This is a genomic window from Aeromonas sp. S8(2024) (assembly GCF_041403085.1).
Classification (GTDB): domain Bacteria; phylum Pseudomonadota; class Gammaproteobacteria; order Enterobacterales; family Aeromonadaceae; genus Aeromonas; species Aeromonas dhakensis.
This window is the reverse complement of record NZ_JBGLRF010000002.1, coordinates 719,921-735,209: the sequence shown is the minus strand read 5'-3', so window position 1 is coordinate 735,209 and position 15,289 is coordinate 719,921. Positions and strand designations below refer to the sequence as shown.

General features: G+C 59.2%; 15 protein-coding genes and 1 riboswitch. Of the genes, 1 reads left to right on the top strand and 14 read right to left on the bottom strand.

Features of this window, described 5'->3' with window-relative positions:
* Positions 1–18 precede the first annotated feature (18 nt).
* The 14 genes from mgtE to ACB031_RS07860 all read right to left on the bottom strand — a co-directional run bounded on the left by mgtE (position 19) and on the right by ACB031_RS07860 (position 14,438).
* Complete coding sequence (gene mgtE / locus ACB031_RS07925; RefSeq protein ID WP_005302756.1) at positions 19–1,362, bottom strand: magnesium transporter; 1,344 nt, start codon at positions 1,360–1,362, stop codon at positions 19–21.
* 120 nt (positions 1,363–1,482) lie between these two features.
* Positions 1,483–1,652: riboswitch (M-box (ykoK) riboswitch) on the bottom strand.
* A 212-nt stretch (positions 1,653–1,864) separates the two neighbouring features.
* Positions 1,865–3,073: a flagellar hook-associated protein FlgL gene (gene flgL / locus ACB031_RS07920; RefSeq protein WP_005302757.1), complete on the bottom strand. Its 1,209-nt coding sequence runs from the start codon at positions 3,071–3,073 to the stop codon at positions 1,865–1,867.
* 4 nt (positions 3,074–3,077) lie between these two features.
* On the bottom strand, positions 3,078–5,078 hold the full coding sequence (locus ACB031_RS07915; protein ID WP_371139323.1) for a flagellar basal body rod C-terminal domain-containing protein: 2,001 nt from the start codon (positions 5,076–5,078) through the stop codon (positions 3,078–3,080).
* A gap of 3 nt (positions 5,079–5,081) precedes the next feature.
* The gene (flgJ, locus tag ACB031_RS07910; protein ID WP_371139322.1) at positions 5,082–6,173 is read right to left on the bottom strand and encodes a flagellar assembly peptidoglycan hydrolase FlgJ; all 1,092 of its coding nucleotides are present in this window, start codon (positions 6,171–6,173) and stop codon (positions 5,082–5,084) included.
* A gap of 47 nt (positions 6,174–6,220) precedes the next feature.
* Entirely contained in the window at positions 6,221–7,318 is a 1,098-nt protein-coding gene (locus ACB031_RS07905) for a flagellar basal body P-ring protein FlgI (protein ID WP_371139321.1), read from the bottom strand.
* Between the two features lie 8 nt (positions 7,319–7,326).
* Entirely contained in the window at positions 7,327–7,998 is a 672-nt protein-coding gene (gene flgH, locus ACB031_RS07900) for a flagellar basal body L-ring protein FlgH (RefSeq protein WP_005302761.1), read from the bottom strand.
* Between the two features lie 14 nt (positions 7,999–8,012).
* Positions 8,013–8,801 (bottom strand): flagellar basal-body rod protein FlgG, encoded by a 789-nt coding sequence (flgG, locus tag ACB031_RS07895; RefSeq protein ID WP_005302762.1) that lies wholly within the window; start codon positions 8,799–8,801, stop codon positions 8,013–8,015.
* 14 nt (positions 8,802–8,815) lie between these two features.
* Complete coding sequence (gene flgF / locus ACB031_RS07890) at positions 8,816–9,562, bottom strand: flagellar basal-body rod protein FlgF (RefSeq protein WP_005302763.1); 747 nt, start codon at positions 9,560–9,562, stop codon at positions 8,816–8,818.
* Between the two features lie 151 nt (positions 9,563–9,713).
* On the bottom strand, positions 9,714–11,048 hold the full coding sequence (gene flgE / locus ACB031_RS07885; RefSeq protein WP_005302764.1) for a flagellar hook protein FlgE: 1,335 nt from the start codon (positions 11,046–11,048) through the stop codon (positions 9,714–9,716).
* A gap of 10 nt (positions 11,049–11,058) precedes the next feature.
* Positions 11,059–11,787, bottom strand: coding sequence for a flagellar hook assembly protein FlgD (locus ACB031_RS07880; protein ID WP_005302765.1), 729 nt, complete (start codon positions 11,785–11,787; stop codon positions 11,059–11,061).
* A 15-nt stretch (positions 11,788–11,802) separates the two neighbouring features.
* Positions 11,803–12,222: a flagellar basal body rod protein FlgC gene (gene flgC, locus ACB031_RS07875; protein ID WP_005302766.1), complete on the bottom strand. Its 420-nt coding sequence runs from the start codon at positions 12,220–12,222 to the stop codon at positions 11,803–11,805.
* A complete protein-coding gene (gene flgB / locus ACB031_RS07870) occupies positions 12,222–12,620 on the bottom strand; it encodes a flagellar basal body rod protein FlgB (protein WP_005302767.1) in 399 nt (132 codons plus the stop codon). Before flgB ends, flgC begins: the two co-directional genes overlap by 1 nt.
* A 63-nt stretch (positions 12,621–12,683) precedes the next feature.
* Positions 12,684–13,508: a protein-glutamate O-methyltransferase CheR gene (locus ACB031_RS07865; protein WP_005302768.1), complete on the bottom strand. Its 825-nt coding sequence runs from the start codon at positions 13,506–13,508 to the stop codon at positions 12,684–12,686.
* Between the two features lie 18 nt (positions 13,509–13,526).
* The gene (locus ACB031_RS07860) at positions 13,527–14,438 is read right to left on the bottom strand and encodes a chemotaxis protein CheV (RefSeq protein ID WP_005302769.1); all 912 of its coding nucleotides are present in this window, start codon (positions 14,436–14,438) and stop codon (positions 13,527–13,529) included.
* 222 nt (positions 14,439–14,660) lie between these two features.
* Between ACB031_RS07860 and flgA the strand changes: the two genes are divergently transcribed.
* Positions 14,661–15,266, top strand: coding sequence for a flagellar basal body P-ring formation chaperone FlgA (gene flgA, locus ACB031_RS07855; RefSeq protein WP_279700548.1), 606 nt, complete (start codon positions 14,661–14,663; stop codon positions 15,264–15,266).
* Positions 15,267–15,289: the final 23 nt, after the last annotated feature.

The following is a 15,289-nucleotide window of genomic DNA, read 5'->3' as shown; positions in this document are numbered from 1 at the left end:
GCGTTTTCGGATGGCGACTTACTGCAGCTCGGGCAGCAGCAGCTTGGCGATCTCGAAGTAGATGATGAGACCAGTGCCATCCACCAGGGTGGCGATGAAGGGGGCGGACACCACCGCCGGGTCGATGCGAAAGCGACGCAGCACCATGGGGATCACAGAGGCGACGGTGGCGCTCCACAGCACGATGGCGATGATGGTCAGGGTGACGACCATGCCGATCTGGGGACCGACCCCCAGGCTCCAGGCCCGCACCCAGGCCGCCAGCGCGATGGCGGCCGAGATGAGCAGACCGGTGGAGATCTCTTTTTTGAGCACGGTGCCGAGGTTGCGCAGGCTCACCTCCCCTACCGCCATGGCACGCACAATCGTGGTGGTGATCTGGGTGCCGCTGTTGCCGCCGGTGCCGATCAGCAGCGGGATGAAGAAGGCCAGCGCGATGGCGGCCTCCAGCTGCTCTTCAAACGCCCGCAGCACGGTACCTGTATAGGCTTCGGCCACGAACAGGATCAGCAGCCAGCCCACCCGCTTGCGCCACAGTTGCCAGGGGGTCGCCTGCAGATAGGGAGTGTCGAGCGGCGAGGAGCCACCCTGCATCTCCGCATCCTCGGTGGATTCGAGCTCCAGGATGTCGGCTGCATCGTCCACGTGGAAGATGCCCACCAGCTTGCCCTGATCCTCGACCGGCAGGGTCGAGAGGTCACGATCGATCAGCAGGCGGGCGGCCAGCTCCTGATCCGCCCGAGCGTTGATGCGCACCACCTCCCGGTCCATCAGCTCGCTCACCGGCAGTTGCGGGTCGGCAATCAGCAGGGATTTGAGCGAGATGCTGCCGAGCAGGCGTTTGTCGTTGTTGACCACATAGAGGTTCTGGAACAGCTGGGCGTTGTCCCAGGCATCGTGGATCAGCTGCTTGGCACTGCCCACCGTCTCCTGATCGCCGATGGCCAGAAACTCGTGACGCATGTTGGCGCCCACCGATTCGGTCGGCCAGTCGAGCAGGGAGTAGAAGGTGGACTGTACCTGCTCCGGGAAGCGGGCAAGCAGCATGGTGCGATCACTGCTTCCCAACCGGCGCAGAATGGCCAGCATGTCGCGACGGGGCATGGCCCCCTGCAACAGGCTGACGATGCTGACATGCAGCCGCATCAGCAGCCGGCCGGCACACTCTGCCGAGAGCGAACCGAGCAGCGCCGCCCCCTCGTTGATGGGCAGGGTATCGAAGATGCAGTTGAGCTCTTCCGGACGCAGAGTCAGCAGTTGATCGGCGCGCTGCACCGGGTCCAGATTGTGCTCCAGCCAGCCCTGCAGGGCGGCCAGATCGAGCAGTTGGTGACGATTGAGTAGTGTCTGTGTTTTCTTCATCACAAATGACCTCATGTGATTTCAGGCAAGCCTGAGCGCGAACGGTGATCCGTCGCCGTCTGAAAGAAAACAGCAATTTGATTGACGAGTAATAGGCAGGAAATGACGCCGTTCGGCGTGTCATCATCCCCACGTACCAGCTTTAGCACTGCATAACGTATCCGGCATGCCGGAAGCCACTTGGGTTTACACCTTAATCCGATGAAAACTGTCCTGATCTTGGGCGTCTCTGGACGTCGTGAGATCAGTGGCCTGTGTTTATACAGGAGCCTCGCCTAACGAGATGCTGCAAATAGTCGCACAACCCTCTGTTGTGCGGGCAGCATGATTATCGAACGCTCAATAGGAGTCAACCCGGGGCAAGGGGCTAAATGGCCCATGGCAACAGCTTGTTACAATTGGTTGGCAAGGGGAGTTGAATGAGGATAAAAAAGCGGGGAAAAGGGACTGGAACGGCAACCATCGCTTGCGGCCAGCCAGGGCCGCAAGCGATGAAAAAAGCTCAGCGGATGTAGTCGAACAGGGTCAACTTGCTGATCTTGCTAAAGGAGAGCTGGGTGGCGCTCAGGGCCGCATCCTCTTTCGACAGGGTGGCGATCACCTCATAGAGATCCGCTTCGGAGACCTTGGCCCTCGCCTGCTGGTTGAGGGTACTCAAGCCCTCGTTCGAACCCATCACCTGCTCCAGCCCGTTCATGCGTCCGCCGATCTCCCCCAGCCCCTGATCCACGTTCAGACGGGCATTCTTCATGTGGGCGGTGGCATCCGCCACCTTCAGCTGGAAGGTATCCGGCGTGATGTTGGGATCCCGCAGCGCCGTGATGAAATCGGACATGCCATCCAGGATGTTGTTGTTCTGGGGCGGATCCAGCACGAAGTTCTGCGCCGCGCCCCCCGCCGGCAGCGACAGAGTCAGCTCCAGCCCGTTGAAGGGGATCTTGTTGCCCGCCACATAGTCGCCGCTTTGCAGCAGGGTACCGCCGCCATCCCGGATCTCGTAGGTATCCGGCGTGCCGGCGATGGTGTTCACCGTGTACTGGTTGCTGGCGAGCGAAGGGTCGTAATTGTTGCGGTAAAAACTGTCGAAGTGGCCCTGATCGGCCACCCCGACCTGAATATTGGCGCTGGCCGCGCTGCTGGTACGACGGGTCGGCACGATTTCGAACAGGTTGAAGCCCGAATCGTTGGCGGCAATCTGCACCGTCGGTGACACCTGGATCTTGCGCTGACCGGTATCCCCCTGAAAAATGTAGTTGCCGCTGGCATCCTGAATGAAGGGCTGGGTCTTGCTCTGGTTGCCGCCGAAGATATATTCGCCCTGGGAGTTCTTGCTGTTCATCAGGTCGAACATCTGCTTTTGCAGCCCCTCCAGCTCGCTGGCGATGGCCTGGCGATCCTCGTACCCCACCGCCGAGTCGTTCGCCTTCTGGATCAGGGTCTGGGCGCTGGTCATGGCGGTGTTGAGGGCGGTCAGCACCGTCTCCTCGTGGCCCAGGCTGTTTTCCAGCAGGCTGCCGTTGACCCCGTACTGCTTGAAGAGATCGATCTCCTTGGTCAGCGCCAACTTCTGGCTCATGCCGGAAGGGTCCTCCCCCGCCGTCTTGAACTTGTTGCCGGTCATCAGCTGTTCATAAGCAGTGCTCAGCCGCTCGTTGGCGCCGTTCAGCGAGGTGATGTTGCGGTCATAGACCATGTTGGTGGTGATACGCATCGGGTTACCTCACTGATGACAGCAGGGTGTCGAAGATGGTCTTGGCGGTGCTGACGATCTGGGCGGAGGCGGCATAGGACTGCTGATAGCGGATCAGGTTGGCCGCCTCCTCCTCCAGACTGACGCCGGAGACACTCTCGAAAATCCCCCTGCTCTGGGTCAATTTCGTTTCATCGGCCTTGAGCTGGCTCTTGGCCTGGCTGGTGGTGTTGCCCACCCCGGTCACCAGGCTGGAGTAGGCCTCGTTGAAGGTCATCTTGTCGTTGCTGGTGCCGGCGTTGCTGCTCTTGCGCACCAGGTCCTTGTTCTGCAGTTCGGCCAGCGCCAGGCCGTTGGCGTTGTCGGCAAAGCCGTCGGTGTTGTAGCTCAGGGTGAAGCTGTCATTGGCTTCCACCTTGCCGGTGATGCTGAACTCATAACCCGGGGTCTGGGTCGGAGTGGCATACACCTTGGGGCCCCCCAGCGGATTCTCGAGTGCCGCCATCAGGTTCTGCCCCTGGCTGGAGGCGGGGGCAACCCCGATCAGGGTGGTACCGTCCGCGGCATAGACCTGGTAATTGCCGCTGCCATCTATCTTCACCACCTGAGGTGAGGCCGGATCCAGGCTGTTGGTGCCAAAGCCGGAACCGGCGCCGGTATTGGTAATGCCAGTGAGCTTGATCTCGCCCGAACCGAAGTTGTTTTTACCTTTATCCGCCTTGAGCGGCGATGCCAGCGCCAGATCTTCGGCCCGGGTCACCAGCTGGTCCAGCCCGGCTGCCGCCCGCTTGGTGGGTTGCAGTAGGATCCTGTCCCCCGCCGCCGGCGTGCCGGAGAGATCGAACTGGATGCCGTGCCCCGCCACCTGCACGGTGGCGGGTGGCGTGGTGCCGGTGGCCAGCGAGGTGCGGTTGCCATCCTTGTCCACCGAGAACACCTCGTAGCCGGTGGCACTGCTGAACTGCACCTCGTAGTCGAAGGTGGTCACTTCCGTCCCCTTGCCGGGCACGAAACTCACCTTGGCGGCAGCGTTGCCGGTGTTCTGGCTGTAGGGCAGGCCATCGCTCGTGGCGAGGGAGAAGAGATCCCCCCCCAGCTCGTTGTCCAGATCCATCCCCAACCGGTTTTGCTGGTTCATGGCATCCGCCATGGCAGCCGCCAGCTGACCCAGCTCGCGCTTGGCCGGCTCCAGATCGTTGCGGGCAGAGAAGAGCCCCCCTATCCCGCCACCTATGTCCTTGTCATTCAAGGCGACCTTGTTGGGGTCCATGACCAGCTGCAACTCGGACTCACGGGCATCGGGATTGCCCGGCACCACGCTGAGCTGGGCAACGCTGCCGTTGAGCACCAGGGAGTGACCGGTGCTCATGTTGACCAGCATGCTGCCGTTGTCCTGCGGTACGGTGCGGATCTCCATCTTCTCGGAGAGCTGGCGAATGGCCTCGTCACGCTGGTCGAACAGCATCAGGTTCTCTTCCGGCGTGCCCTGAGTGCGAATGATGGCCTGGTTCAGATCGTTGATGCTGTTGATCAGGCTGTTCACCCGCTTGGCTTCATCCCCGATGGTGGTGTTGATGGTGTCGGTCTGTTTGTCCAGCTGGGCCGACAGGGTATGAAAGCGGTTCACCATGCCACTCAGTCCGCTCAGGGTGGTCTTGCGGCCCGAGATGTCGGCGGGGGCTTCGTTGGCGGTATGGAACCCCTCGAAATAGGAGCTGATGGCGGCGCCGACGCTGTTGCTGGTGTCCCCCAGCAGGGTGTCGGTGTTGGCGAGCTGCTGATAACGGGTGGAAGAGGCATAGAAGGCCGAGGTGTCGCGTCTGACCTCCCCCTGGGCATAGGCATTGATGACCCGCTCGGTCAGCATGTCCCCGGTACCGAGTCCGTTGGCATTGGTATAGATCAGGGTACGTTCACGCACATAGCCCTGGCTATTGACGTTGACGATGTTGTTACTGGTGGTCTGCAGCAGTCGCTGCTGGGCCATCACACCCGAGGTACCAATTCCAAGCAGATCGCTTGCCATGACTTACAGCTCCATTTCTGTCGTGTTGGTCGCGGAGTAGCCGGCAATGGCGTCACTGCGCAATACCTGTTTCAGTTTCCTGGCATAGTGCGGGTCGGTAGCGTATCCAGCCTGTTGCAAGGCTTCGAAATAGCGATCCGGACTGTCCACCTTGGCCAGCGCCCCCTTGTAGCGGGAGCCCGATGTCAGGAAATCGACATAGTCGTTGAAGCTCTCTTCGAACGACTCGTAAGAGCGAAACGCGGCCTTCTGGCGCGACGCCACTCCTTTTTCATATTCCAAGGTGCTGACCACCGTCTTGGGCCCTTCCCAGCGCGGGTCGGCCTTGATGCCGAACAGGTTGTGGGTCACCTGCCCCGCCCCGTTCTTGATCACCCGTTTGCCCCAGCCGCTTTCCAGTGCGGCCTGCGCCACCAGCACCGCCGGGCTCAACCCCAGCTTGGCGGCCGCCTTCTTGGCCAGCGGCATCAACCGGTCGACAAACTCTTCAGGGGAGTCGAACACCTGCGCGGTATCATCCAGCGCCTTGCGACTGCGCATGCCGTGTACCTCTGCCGCCGGCCCCATGGGCGGTACGGTTCGGTGGGTACGATGCAGCGCTGTCTGAGGCTGGGTATCCCCTTGCATCTCTTTCTCAGCAAAATCTTTGCCAACTTTTGAGACAGAGATGAGATCGTTGGCGGCGGAGGTGGGCGGCTGATAGGGCTTGTAGACCCGCTCGGTGCGCTGGGGCATCTTGAGCACCCGCCCGTCGTGATGGGTGAAGGTCTCCGGCGAGAGCTGCTTGGCCACCATGGCGGCCAGGCCTATGCCCCCCTTGCTCGACATGTCGGCGACCCGCTGCTCATCCAGCATCCCTTCGTAGAACTGGGTGTAGCTGCTGTTGAAAGGGCTGTCCTGGGTCAGTACCTGGTTGGCCTGGCGCATGCTTTGGAACAGGGTCTGGGTGAAAATGGACTCGAACTGGCGGGAGGCGGCCATCAGCGCATCCGCTTTCCCCTCCTTGCTCTGGCTCAACTGGCGCAGGCGATCCAGGTTCTGGATGTCCTGTACCATGCCCAGATTCACGCCGCCGTTGTTATCTAACTCTGCCATTTTGCTTACCTCATTGCCGCCCGTGGCAACCCCTTGCCGCTTGTTGATTACAGTATGACCAGCTGGCCTTCGATGGCGCCAGCCTGCTGCAGCGCCTCCAGGATCGCCATCAGGTCGCCGGGTGCCACCCCGACCTGGTTCACCGCCCGCACCAGATCATCCAGGGTGGCCCCGGTATCCAGCTTGAACATGCGCCCCTGCTCCTGCTGCACATTGATGGTGGAGTTGTTGGTCACCGCCGTCTGGCCACCCGAGAGCGGATTGGGCTGGGACACCTGCTGATTCTCGGCGATGGTGACCGTCAAGCCGCCATGGCTGATGGCCGCCGGCTTGAGCCGCACCTGGCTGCCGATGACGATGGTGCCGGTACGGGAGTTGACGATGATCTTGGCCGCCTCGGTGGCCGGATCCACCTCCAGGTTCTCGATGGTGGCGAGATAGGAGACCCGCTGACCCGGATCCCGCGGCGCATAGACCTTGACCGAGGTGGCATCGAGCGCCTGCGCGGTGTTGGGGCCGACCAGATCGTTAACCACGTCGGCCAGCCGGCGCGCCGTGGTGAAGTCGGGACGATTCAGGTTGAAGGTGATGGTATCCCCCTGGCTGAAGGAATTCGGAACCTCCCGCTCCACGGTGGCCCCGTTGGCGATGCGGCCGACGGTGGGTGTATTGACCACCACCTTGGAGCCGTCAGCCCCCTCGGCCCCCAGCCCGCCAACTACCAGGCTGCCCTGCGCTACGGCATAGACCCTGCCATCCAGCCCTTTCAGGAAGCTTTGCAGCAGGGTGCCGCCACGCAGGCTCTTGGCCTCACCGATGGCCGATACGGTCACATCTATGGTCTGCCCCGGCTTGGAAAAAGGGGGCAGATCGGCATGGATGGCCACCGGCGCCACGTCCTTGATCTTCGGCTTGATGTTGTCCGGTACCTTGATGCCGAAATTGTTCAGCATGGTGCGAAACGTCTGCTCGGTGAAGGCGTTGCTCTTCTCACCCGTGCCGGGCAGACCCACCACCAGGCCGTAGCCGATCAGCTGGTTGCTGCGCACCCCTTCCACCGAGCTGATGTCCTTGATCCGGGAGGCATGAGCCATCCCCAGGGGCAACAGGCAGCAAAACAGGGAAACAAGACGGAGCGACTTCATAACACCTCCTAGAGCGGCCACCAGGGACCATTGAAAAAGCTGGTGAGCCACCCCTGTTCCTGGCTGTTGGCCAGATCGCCGGTACCACCGTAATGGATGCGGGCATTGGCCACCTTCTGGGAGGAGACGCTGTTGTCCGTGGTCACATCCTCGGGGCGGATCATGCCGGTGATCCGGATATATTCATTGCCGTTGTTGAGCATGATCCACTTCTCGCCGCGCACCAGCAGGTTGCCGTTGGGCAGTACCTTGGCCACGCTGACGGAGATGTTGCCCTGCAGGCTGTTGCTCTGATCCGCCTTGGCCTGCCCCTTGAAAGCGCCATTCTGGCCAAGAGAGGCCGACAGATCATAGGGGCCGGCCGTTACCGGCACACCACCCAGCATCGCCGTGTTCATCGTCAGCTTGTTGTCCTTGCCGCTCTGGGTATTGGCCTTCTTGGAGGCAGAGGTGGACTCGGCCAGCTCGATGGTGATGATGTCGCCCACCTTGTGCGCCTTGATGTCCGAGTAGATGCCGTTGACCTGATCGGGCTGGAAAATCGCCCCGGTCGGTCTGACCGAGACCGGCTCCGACTCCCCGTAAACGGGGGCAAACTCGGGATCATCGGGCTTGGGGGTATTGGGGGTGCTGCTGCAGCCCCCCAATACCATCAGTCCCAGCATCCATATGGCTTTCATGGTGCGCCTCCTACTTATGTGCGCTGGATCAGGAAGGACATCATGCCGTCCACCGCCGAGAGAACCTTGGAGTTCATCTCGTACACCCGCTGGGCCTGGATCAGGTTGACCAGCTCTTCGGTCACGTTGACGTTGGAGGTCTCCAGCATGCCCTGCTTGATCACTCCAAGCCCGTCCGTGCCGGCCACCCCCTGAATGGGGGCACCGCTGGACTGGGTCTCGACGAACATGTTCTCCCCCATCGGCTGCAAGCCGGAGGCATTGACGAAGTCGCTGGTATTGATCTGGCCGATGACCTGGGAAGCCCCATCCCCCTTGAGCTGCACCGAGACCTGCCCATCTTCCCCTATGGTGACGCTCTGGGCGTTCTCGGGGATCTGGATTTCCGGCTGCAGCGGATAACCGTTGCCCGGCGTGACTATGGTCCCTTCATCGTTGAGGGTGAACTGGCCGTTGCGGGTATAGGCGGCGCTGCCGTCCGGCAGCTGGATTTCGAAGTAGCCGCGGCCGCTTATCATCAGATCCAGCGAGTTGTCGGTGGTCTGCACGTTGCCCTGGCTGTGGTTCTTCTGAGTGGCCACCACCTTGGCACCCGCCCCCAGCATCAGACCGGAGGGGAGCTCGGTGTCGGCCGACGAACGACCGCCCGGCTGATTGATGTTTTGATAGAGCAGATCCTCGAAGATGGCCCGGGATTTTTTGTAACCCACGGTGCTGGCGTTCGCCAGGTTGTTCGAGGTAACCGAGATATTGGTCTGCTGTGCATCCAACCCGGTCTTGCTGATCCAGAGTGCAGGGTTCATGTAAAACTCCTTGGTTAGCTGATACGCAGCAGCTGGGTTTGGGCCTCGTCATTCTCTTCCGCGGTCTTCATGATTTTGACCTGGGTTTCGAACTGACGTTGCAAGCGAATAAGGTTGGTCATTTCATCGACCACGTTAACGTTGCTTCCCTCGAGGGAGCCGGCGATGAGGCCCACATTGGCCGACGCCGCTTCATTCTGGCCATCCTTGCGACGGAACAGGCCATCCTGCCCCTTCTCCACCGCATCGGCTGCCGGGTTGACCAGCTTGATGCGCTGGTACTCCTCCGGCAGGTTGGGGGCGGCCCCCTCCGGCCGGCCGCTGATGGTGCCGTCCCGGTTGATTTCGATCTTCTCCATCGGCAGCGGCAGCACGATGGGCTGGCCGCCATCGTCCACCACGTTCAGGCCGGTGGAGGTCTGTAGATTGCCAGTGGCACTGAGCTGCAGGTTACCCATGCGGGTATAGGCTTCACCGCCCTTGGGATCCTGCACCGCAATCCAGCCCGGGCCGTCGACGGCAACGTCAAGATCCCGCCCCGTGGTCATCAGCATGCCGTGCTGCAGGTTCTGCCCCGGCCGCTCCGCCATGGCGAACACCCGGGTGGGCAGCCCTTCGCCAAACGCCTGCATGCTGCGCGCCTGCTCGAAGTCAGACTTGAAGCCGGTGGTGTTGGCGTTGGCCAGGTTGTTGCTTCGAACAGCCAGGCTGTTCATGCTCTCCTTGGCCCCGGACATGGCGATGTATAGCAGGTGATCCATGGGATCCTCCGTCAAACTGATGACTCTGACAGAGGAACTGCAATTTGAATGCCAATCCCCATCAAGCTTGTCAGTTACCGCCGCAATCCCCCGCAACAACAGGCAATAAAAAGGGGCGCCGAAGCGCCCCTTGTCGTGCATGCAACCAGACTTAACGGATCTGCAGTATGGTCTGCTGCAGGGAGCTGTTCACTTCCAGCGAACGGGAGTTGGCCTGGAAGTTGCGCTGCGCCGTGATGAGGTTGACCAGCTGGGAGGTCAAATCCACGTTGGATTGCTCCAGCGCAGAGGACTTGATGCTGCCCAGGGTACCCGAATTGGGGGTGCCCGGCAGCGCATCACCTGAGAGCAGAGACTGGCGCCAGGAGGTATCGCCGACCTGGGTCAATCCTTGCGAATTGGCGAACTTGGCAAGTGCCACCATGGCAACCTTCAACGTGGTCGCATTGCTGTAGGTCGCCGACACAATGCCGTCCGGCGTGATCTCCACCTTGGTCAGATTACCGACAGTGGCGCCATCCTGGGTCAGCTTGGTGACGTTGAAAGGCGAGCTGTATTGCGTCACGTCACCGAGACGGATCTCCAGTGTCTGGGTGGGGTCGGCACCGTTGGTGATAATCCCGGCCGCAGTACCAAGCGTAACGGTTTTGATCGGATCTGCCGGAACGGTCAGCGCTGTATCCAGTTTGCCACCGGAGGTAAACGTCATCTGGACGCCGGTGGGGACACCTGCGGCCGGGCTGGGTGAACCACCAGCGATGTCGATGGGCTTGTCCCCCTCATACATGTACATGCTCCAGGTACCCGGGGTCAGCGGTGTTCCCGGGGCAGCCGGATCCTCGTGGCGGACAAAATACTTGGTGATCACGTGGGGGGCACCCAGCGAATCATAAATCGTCACGGAAGTTGAGTGTGCAAAGGTGGCGGAGTTGGTGTGATCAAACGCAGCCGGTGACGTCGGTTTGGTTTTCGACTCGATACTCAGGTTGAAACTGGCTTCCACCAGCTCGGTCATTTTGGGCTCGCCCGCCCGATCCGGAATTTGAATCGGCTTGGTGGCGTTGATGCTGACCGCCTTGGGTGTCCCATCCGTGTTGATTTCATAACCTTGCAGATAGTTGCCCTGATTGTTGACCATATAGCTGTTTTCATTCAGCTTGAAGGCACCTGCCCGGGTAAAGGTACGATCCAGGTTGGTCAGACCGTCCGACGTCACGAAGAAGCCGTTGCCCTGGATGGACAAATCAAGGGCGTTGTTGGTGAATTGCAGCGCACCCTGATGGAACTGCTGCGCCACCGCCCCCGTTGCCACACCGTTGCCGACCTGGGTTTTGGCATTGACGAAGATGGAGTTGGCGTAGACGTCCGCAAACTCGGCACGAGACTCTTTAAAGCCCGTGGTATTGACGTTGGCAATGTTGTTGGCGGTAACGTTCAGATCTTTTTGTGCCGCGTTGACACCGCTCAAGGCATTGTTAAATGACATATCCAGCTCCTTAGATCGATGCTGTTGGCGTGGTGGTTGATGGTGTTTTCACCGTACCTGCAATCTGCAAGATACTGTTCAAGCTTGTTGTACCGAGGCCTTTCAAATTGAGCTGGGTCGGATTGCTTGCCGAACCCAGGATCACGCTGTCGACCTTGCCGTAGGCAAAGATCGGCACACTCTCCGACTTACCGTCCACGGTACCGTTGGCCTTGAGGGTGTATTTGCCCTCTTTGGCCGGGTTTCCGTTCTTGTCCTTGCCATCCCATACAATCTCGACGTTACCCTTCTGGTCACCTTCCAGCGGAAACTCCTTGATGACCTGTCCGCTCTCGTCTTCGATGGTGATCTTGACGTTCGAATACTTGTTTTCTGTGCCCACTGCGACCACACCCGGCAAAGAACCATCTTTTTCCAGGTAGCCGACGTTGCTCTGCAGCAAGACGTTTTGCCCCACCAGTGCCGACGCCTGCAGCGCCTGGCTGGAGGTCATCAAGGTATTGAGGCTGCCAATCTGGTTCGACAGGCTGCTGATCCCCTGGGACGTCGACATGGACGTCATCTGGGAAAGCATCTGGGCGTTGTCCACCGGTTTGAACGGATCCTGATAGGAGAGCTGCATGGTCAGCAGCTTCAGGAACGACTCCTGATCCAGCTCCTTCTTCGGAGTGGTGGTCGTGCCCGTGGTCTGGGTGGAGGTATAGCCAATACCGTTCACACCACTGGTTGTATCTGCCATTTATGCGTCCCCCTGTCAGGACTTGCCGAGGTTGAGCGTCTGCTGCAGCATCTTCTTGGCAGAATCGGCCACCTGCACGTTGGTTTGATAGCTGCGCGAGGCGTTGATCATGTCCGCCATCTCTTCCACCATGTTGACGTTTGGCTTGAAGATGAAGCCATCCTTGTCTGCCATGGGGTGGTTGGGGTTGTACTCCTTGAGCAGAGGGGCATCGCTCTCGACAATGCCCTTCACTTCAACCCCGGCCGACGCCTGTTTGTCCGACATGGCCTGATCCAGCTGGGCGGCAAAGATTGGCCGCCTGGCATGGTAAGTTTTTTCCACGCTGGAACTCACGCTGTCGGCGTTGGCCATGTTGCTGGCTACCGTGTTGAGTCGAACAGACTGTGCACTCATGGCCGAGCCTGCAATGTCAAAGACCTTGAACAAACTCATCACTGTTCTCCTTTCAAGGCCTTCAGCAGGCCACTGATCTTGCTGTTCATAAATTCAAGGGAGGTCTGGTATTCAAGGCTGTTGCGCAAGAACTCGCTGCGCTCCTGCTGCACGTCCACCGTGTTGCCATCACCGGTATCCGGCTGCAGGGGATTGCGGTACTGCGTCACGCCGGGCGCATCCATCTGCAGGGCAAAGTGCTTCTCGCTGGTCGTGGCAAGGCCAAAGCCCTGATGTTGCTGGGCCTCTTCCAATGCTTGCGAGAAGTTGATGTCTCTGGCCTTGAAGCCAGGGGTATCCGCGTTGGCAATGTTGCTGGACAACACCTCGGCACGCTTGGAGCGAACGCTCAGCGTGTATTGATGAATACCAAATGCCTTGTCGAATGAAATTGCCATAGCACACCTCCTGCTTGAGAAATTATTAGCAAGAGGTGTGCCAAAGAGGGATTTAAGCGGGGATCATTTAACCTTGTAGACGATGCCGGGGTTGCAGCGGATCATCTCGAACCTGTCGGTCAAACCGGCCAGCGACTCGGAAGCCCCCAACATCAGGTAGCCGCCAGGATTGAGGCTGGCTGCAAACTGGTTGAGGATCTTGGACTTCACTTCCGGGGCAAAGTAGATGAGTACGTTGCGACAGAAGATGATGTCAAACTTGCCAAGCAGGCTGTAGCTCTCCAGCAGGTTCAAGGGCCGGAAGGTGGTCAATTTTCTGACACGCTCCACCACCCGCATCTTGTTGTCACCATGGGGTTCGAAGAACAGCTTCTTGCGTTCGGGCGACAAACCACGGGCCAGTGCTAGGCTGTCGTATACCCCCTCCTTGCACTGATTGAGCATGGTGGTCGAGATGTCCGTCCCCACGATCTGGACGCCACCTGGCAAGGTGCCGGGCTTCTTCATCTGCTGTTCCAGCGCCGTCATGGCGATGGAATAGGGCTCCTGTCCGGAGGAAGAGGCCGCAGACCAGATCTTGATGGGCCGACCGCTCTTGCCCAGTTCGGGAAAGATCTTGTCGGTCAGCAGCTGGAAGGGATAGGTATCGCGAAACCACAGGGTCTCGTTGGTGGTCATGGCATCAACCACTGCCATTTTCAGGTCACGCTCACGCACACTCATCGCTCGAGTAACCAGATCAGACAGACTCTCAATACCAAACTGAGTCATCAAGGGTGAAAGCCGACTCTTGACCAGATACTGTTTGTTGTCACCCAGCACGATTCCGCTCTGTACCGCCAGAAAATTGCTGAATTGTTTGTATAAGTCGTCCGAAAGTGTCTTCATGCAGTTTGTTCTTCTTGATTAGAGTGCGCCTTGTACGGCCTTGGCCAATTCATCCGGCTGGAATTTGGCAATGAAATTGTTCGCACCAACTTTCTGCACCATGGCCTGATTGAACACCCCACTGAGGGATGTGTGCAGAATAACATGTAAGTCCTTGAGATTGGGATTGTTGCGGATCTCTGCCGTGAAAGTATATCCATCCATCTCCGGCATCTCGATGTCCGAGATCACCAGGGCGATCTGATCCTTGATGGGACCGTTTTTGGACATCTCCAGCAACATGTTGAGCGCTTCGCGTCCATCCTTGGCCAGCACGCACTGTACCCCGATGGCTTCGAGGGCGCGCTGCACCTGCTTGCGGGCCACAGAAGAGTCATCAGCCACCAGCACCGGACGTCCCAGGGTCGGGTGTTCTACGCTGGCCTCCACCAGCTCCTGGCTCACTTCGGTCGACACCGGTGAAATCTCGTTGAGGATGCGCTCCACGTCCAGGATCTCGACCAGCTCCCCATCCACCTCGGTGACGGCCGTCATGTAGTTGATGCGCCCAGCCCCTTTCGGCGGTGGCAGGATGGATTCCCAGTTCATGTTGATGATGCGCTCGACCGAGTGCACCAGAAAGCCCTGAATGGAGCGGTTGTATTCAGAAATGATGATGAAACACTTGGTCAGATCCTCGATAGGACGCTTGCCCATTGCCATGCTCAGATCGATGACGGAGATCGTCTGGCCACGAATGTGGGCCACCCCGCGAATGCAGGAGTTGAGCTTGGGCATGACGGTCAAGGGAGGACACTGCAACACTTCACGAACCTTGAATACGTTGATGCCAAATCTTTGACGTCCGTTGAGACGAAACAACAACAATTCCAGCCGGTTTTGCCCCACCAGCTGGGTACGTTGGTTGACCGAGTCCAGGATACTGGCCATAAACACTCCCTAAAAACGCTTGGCATTAATCATGCATGCGTGTTGGCTTGCGTCAGACTGTCGATGTCACTACGAACGAATTCTGAAGCAAGCATAGTTAAATATGGTGATATACGTGAACAACTTATCGGCCTGCGAGCGAAAATGATTAGTAGACTTTTCCTCACCTTACTGCTGTTTTGCGGCATTTCTCACGCCACGGCATCCGAGGTGACCAGTTACTTGCAAGAAAAGGCGCAGGAATTTGTGCTCGGCCAGCTCGATGTCCCCCTCGACGCCCAGGCACAGGTGCAGGCCGCTTCCATCGATGAACGTCTGCCCCTGAGCCGCTGCGAAGAGCATCTGTCCATCACCCTGCCCGCCAAGATGGAGATCCGCCGCAATACCACCGTCTACCTCAAGTGTGAGGAGGAGAAGCCTTGGGATCTCTACCTGCCGGTGCGGATCAGCATACAGAAGCCGTATGTGACCGTCTCCACGCCGGTGGCCAAGGGCGACATCCTCAGCGAGAGCGTGCTGACGCAGGCTTACCAGGATCAGACCCTGATCCGCGGCGACTATCTCAGCGATACCACGGCCCTCATCGGCGTTCGCAGCAAACGGGAACTCAAGCCGGGCCAGCCCATCCGGCTCAGCCAAGTCTGCGTCATCTGCAAGGGTGACCAGGTGACCCTCAGCGCAGAAAATAGCAGCATGCAAATCAAAACCATGGCCCGAGCCTTGCAAGATGGCAGCTTCGGAGACATGATCAGGCTCGTCAATATCCGGTCAGGCAAAACGGTGCAGGGAAAAGTCAACGCAGTTGGCTCCGTGGTGGTCACCTTCTGAGTATTTTCGGATCACTTTTTTTC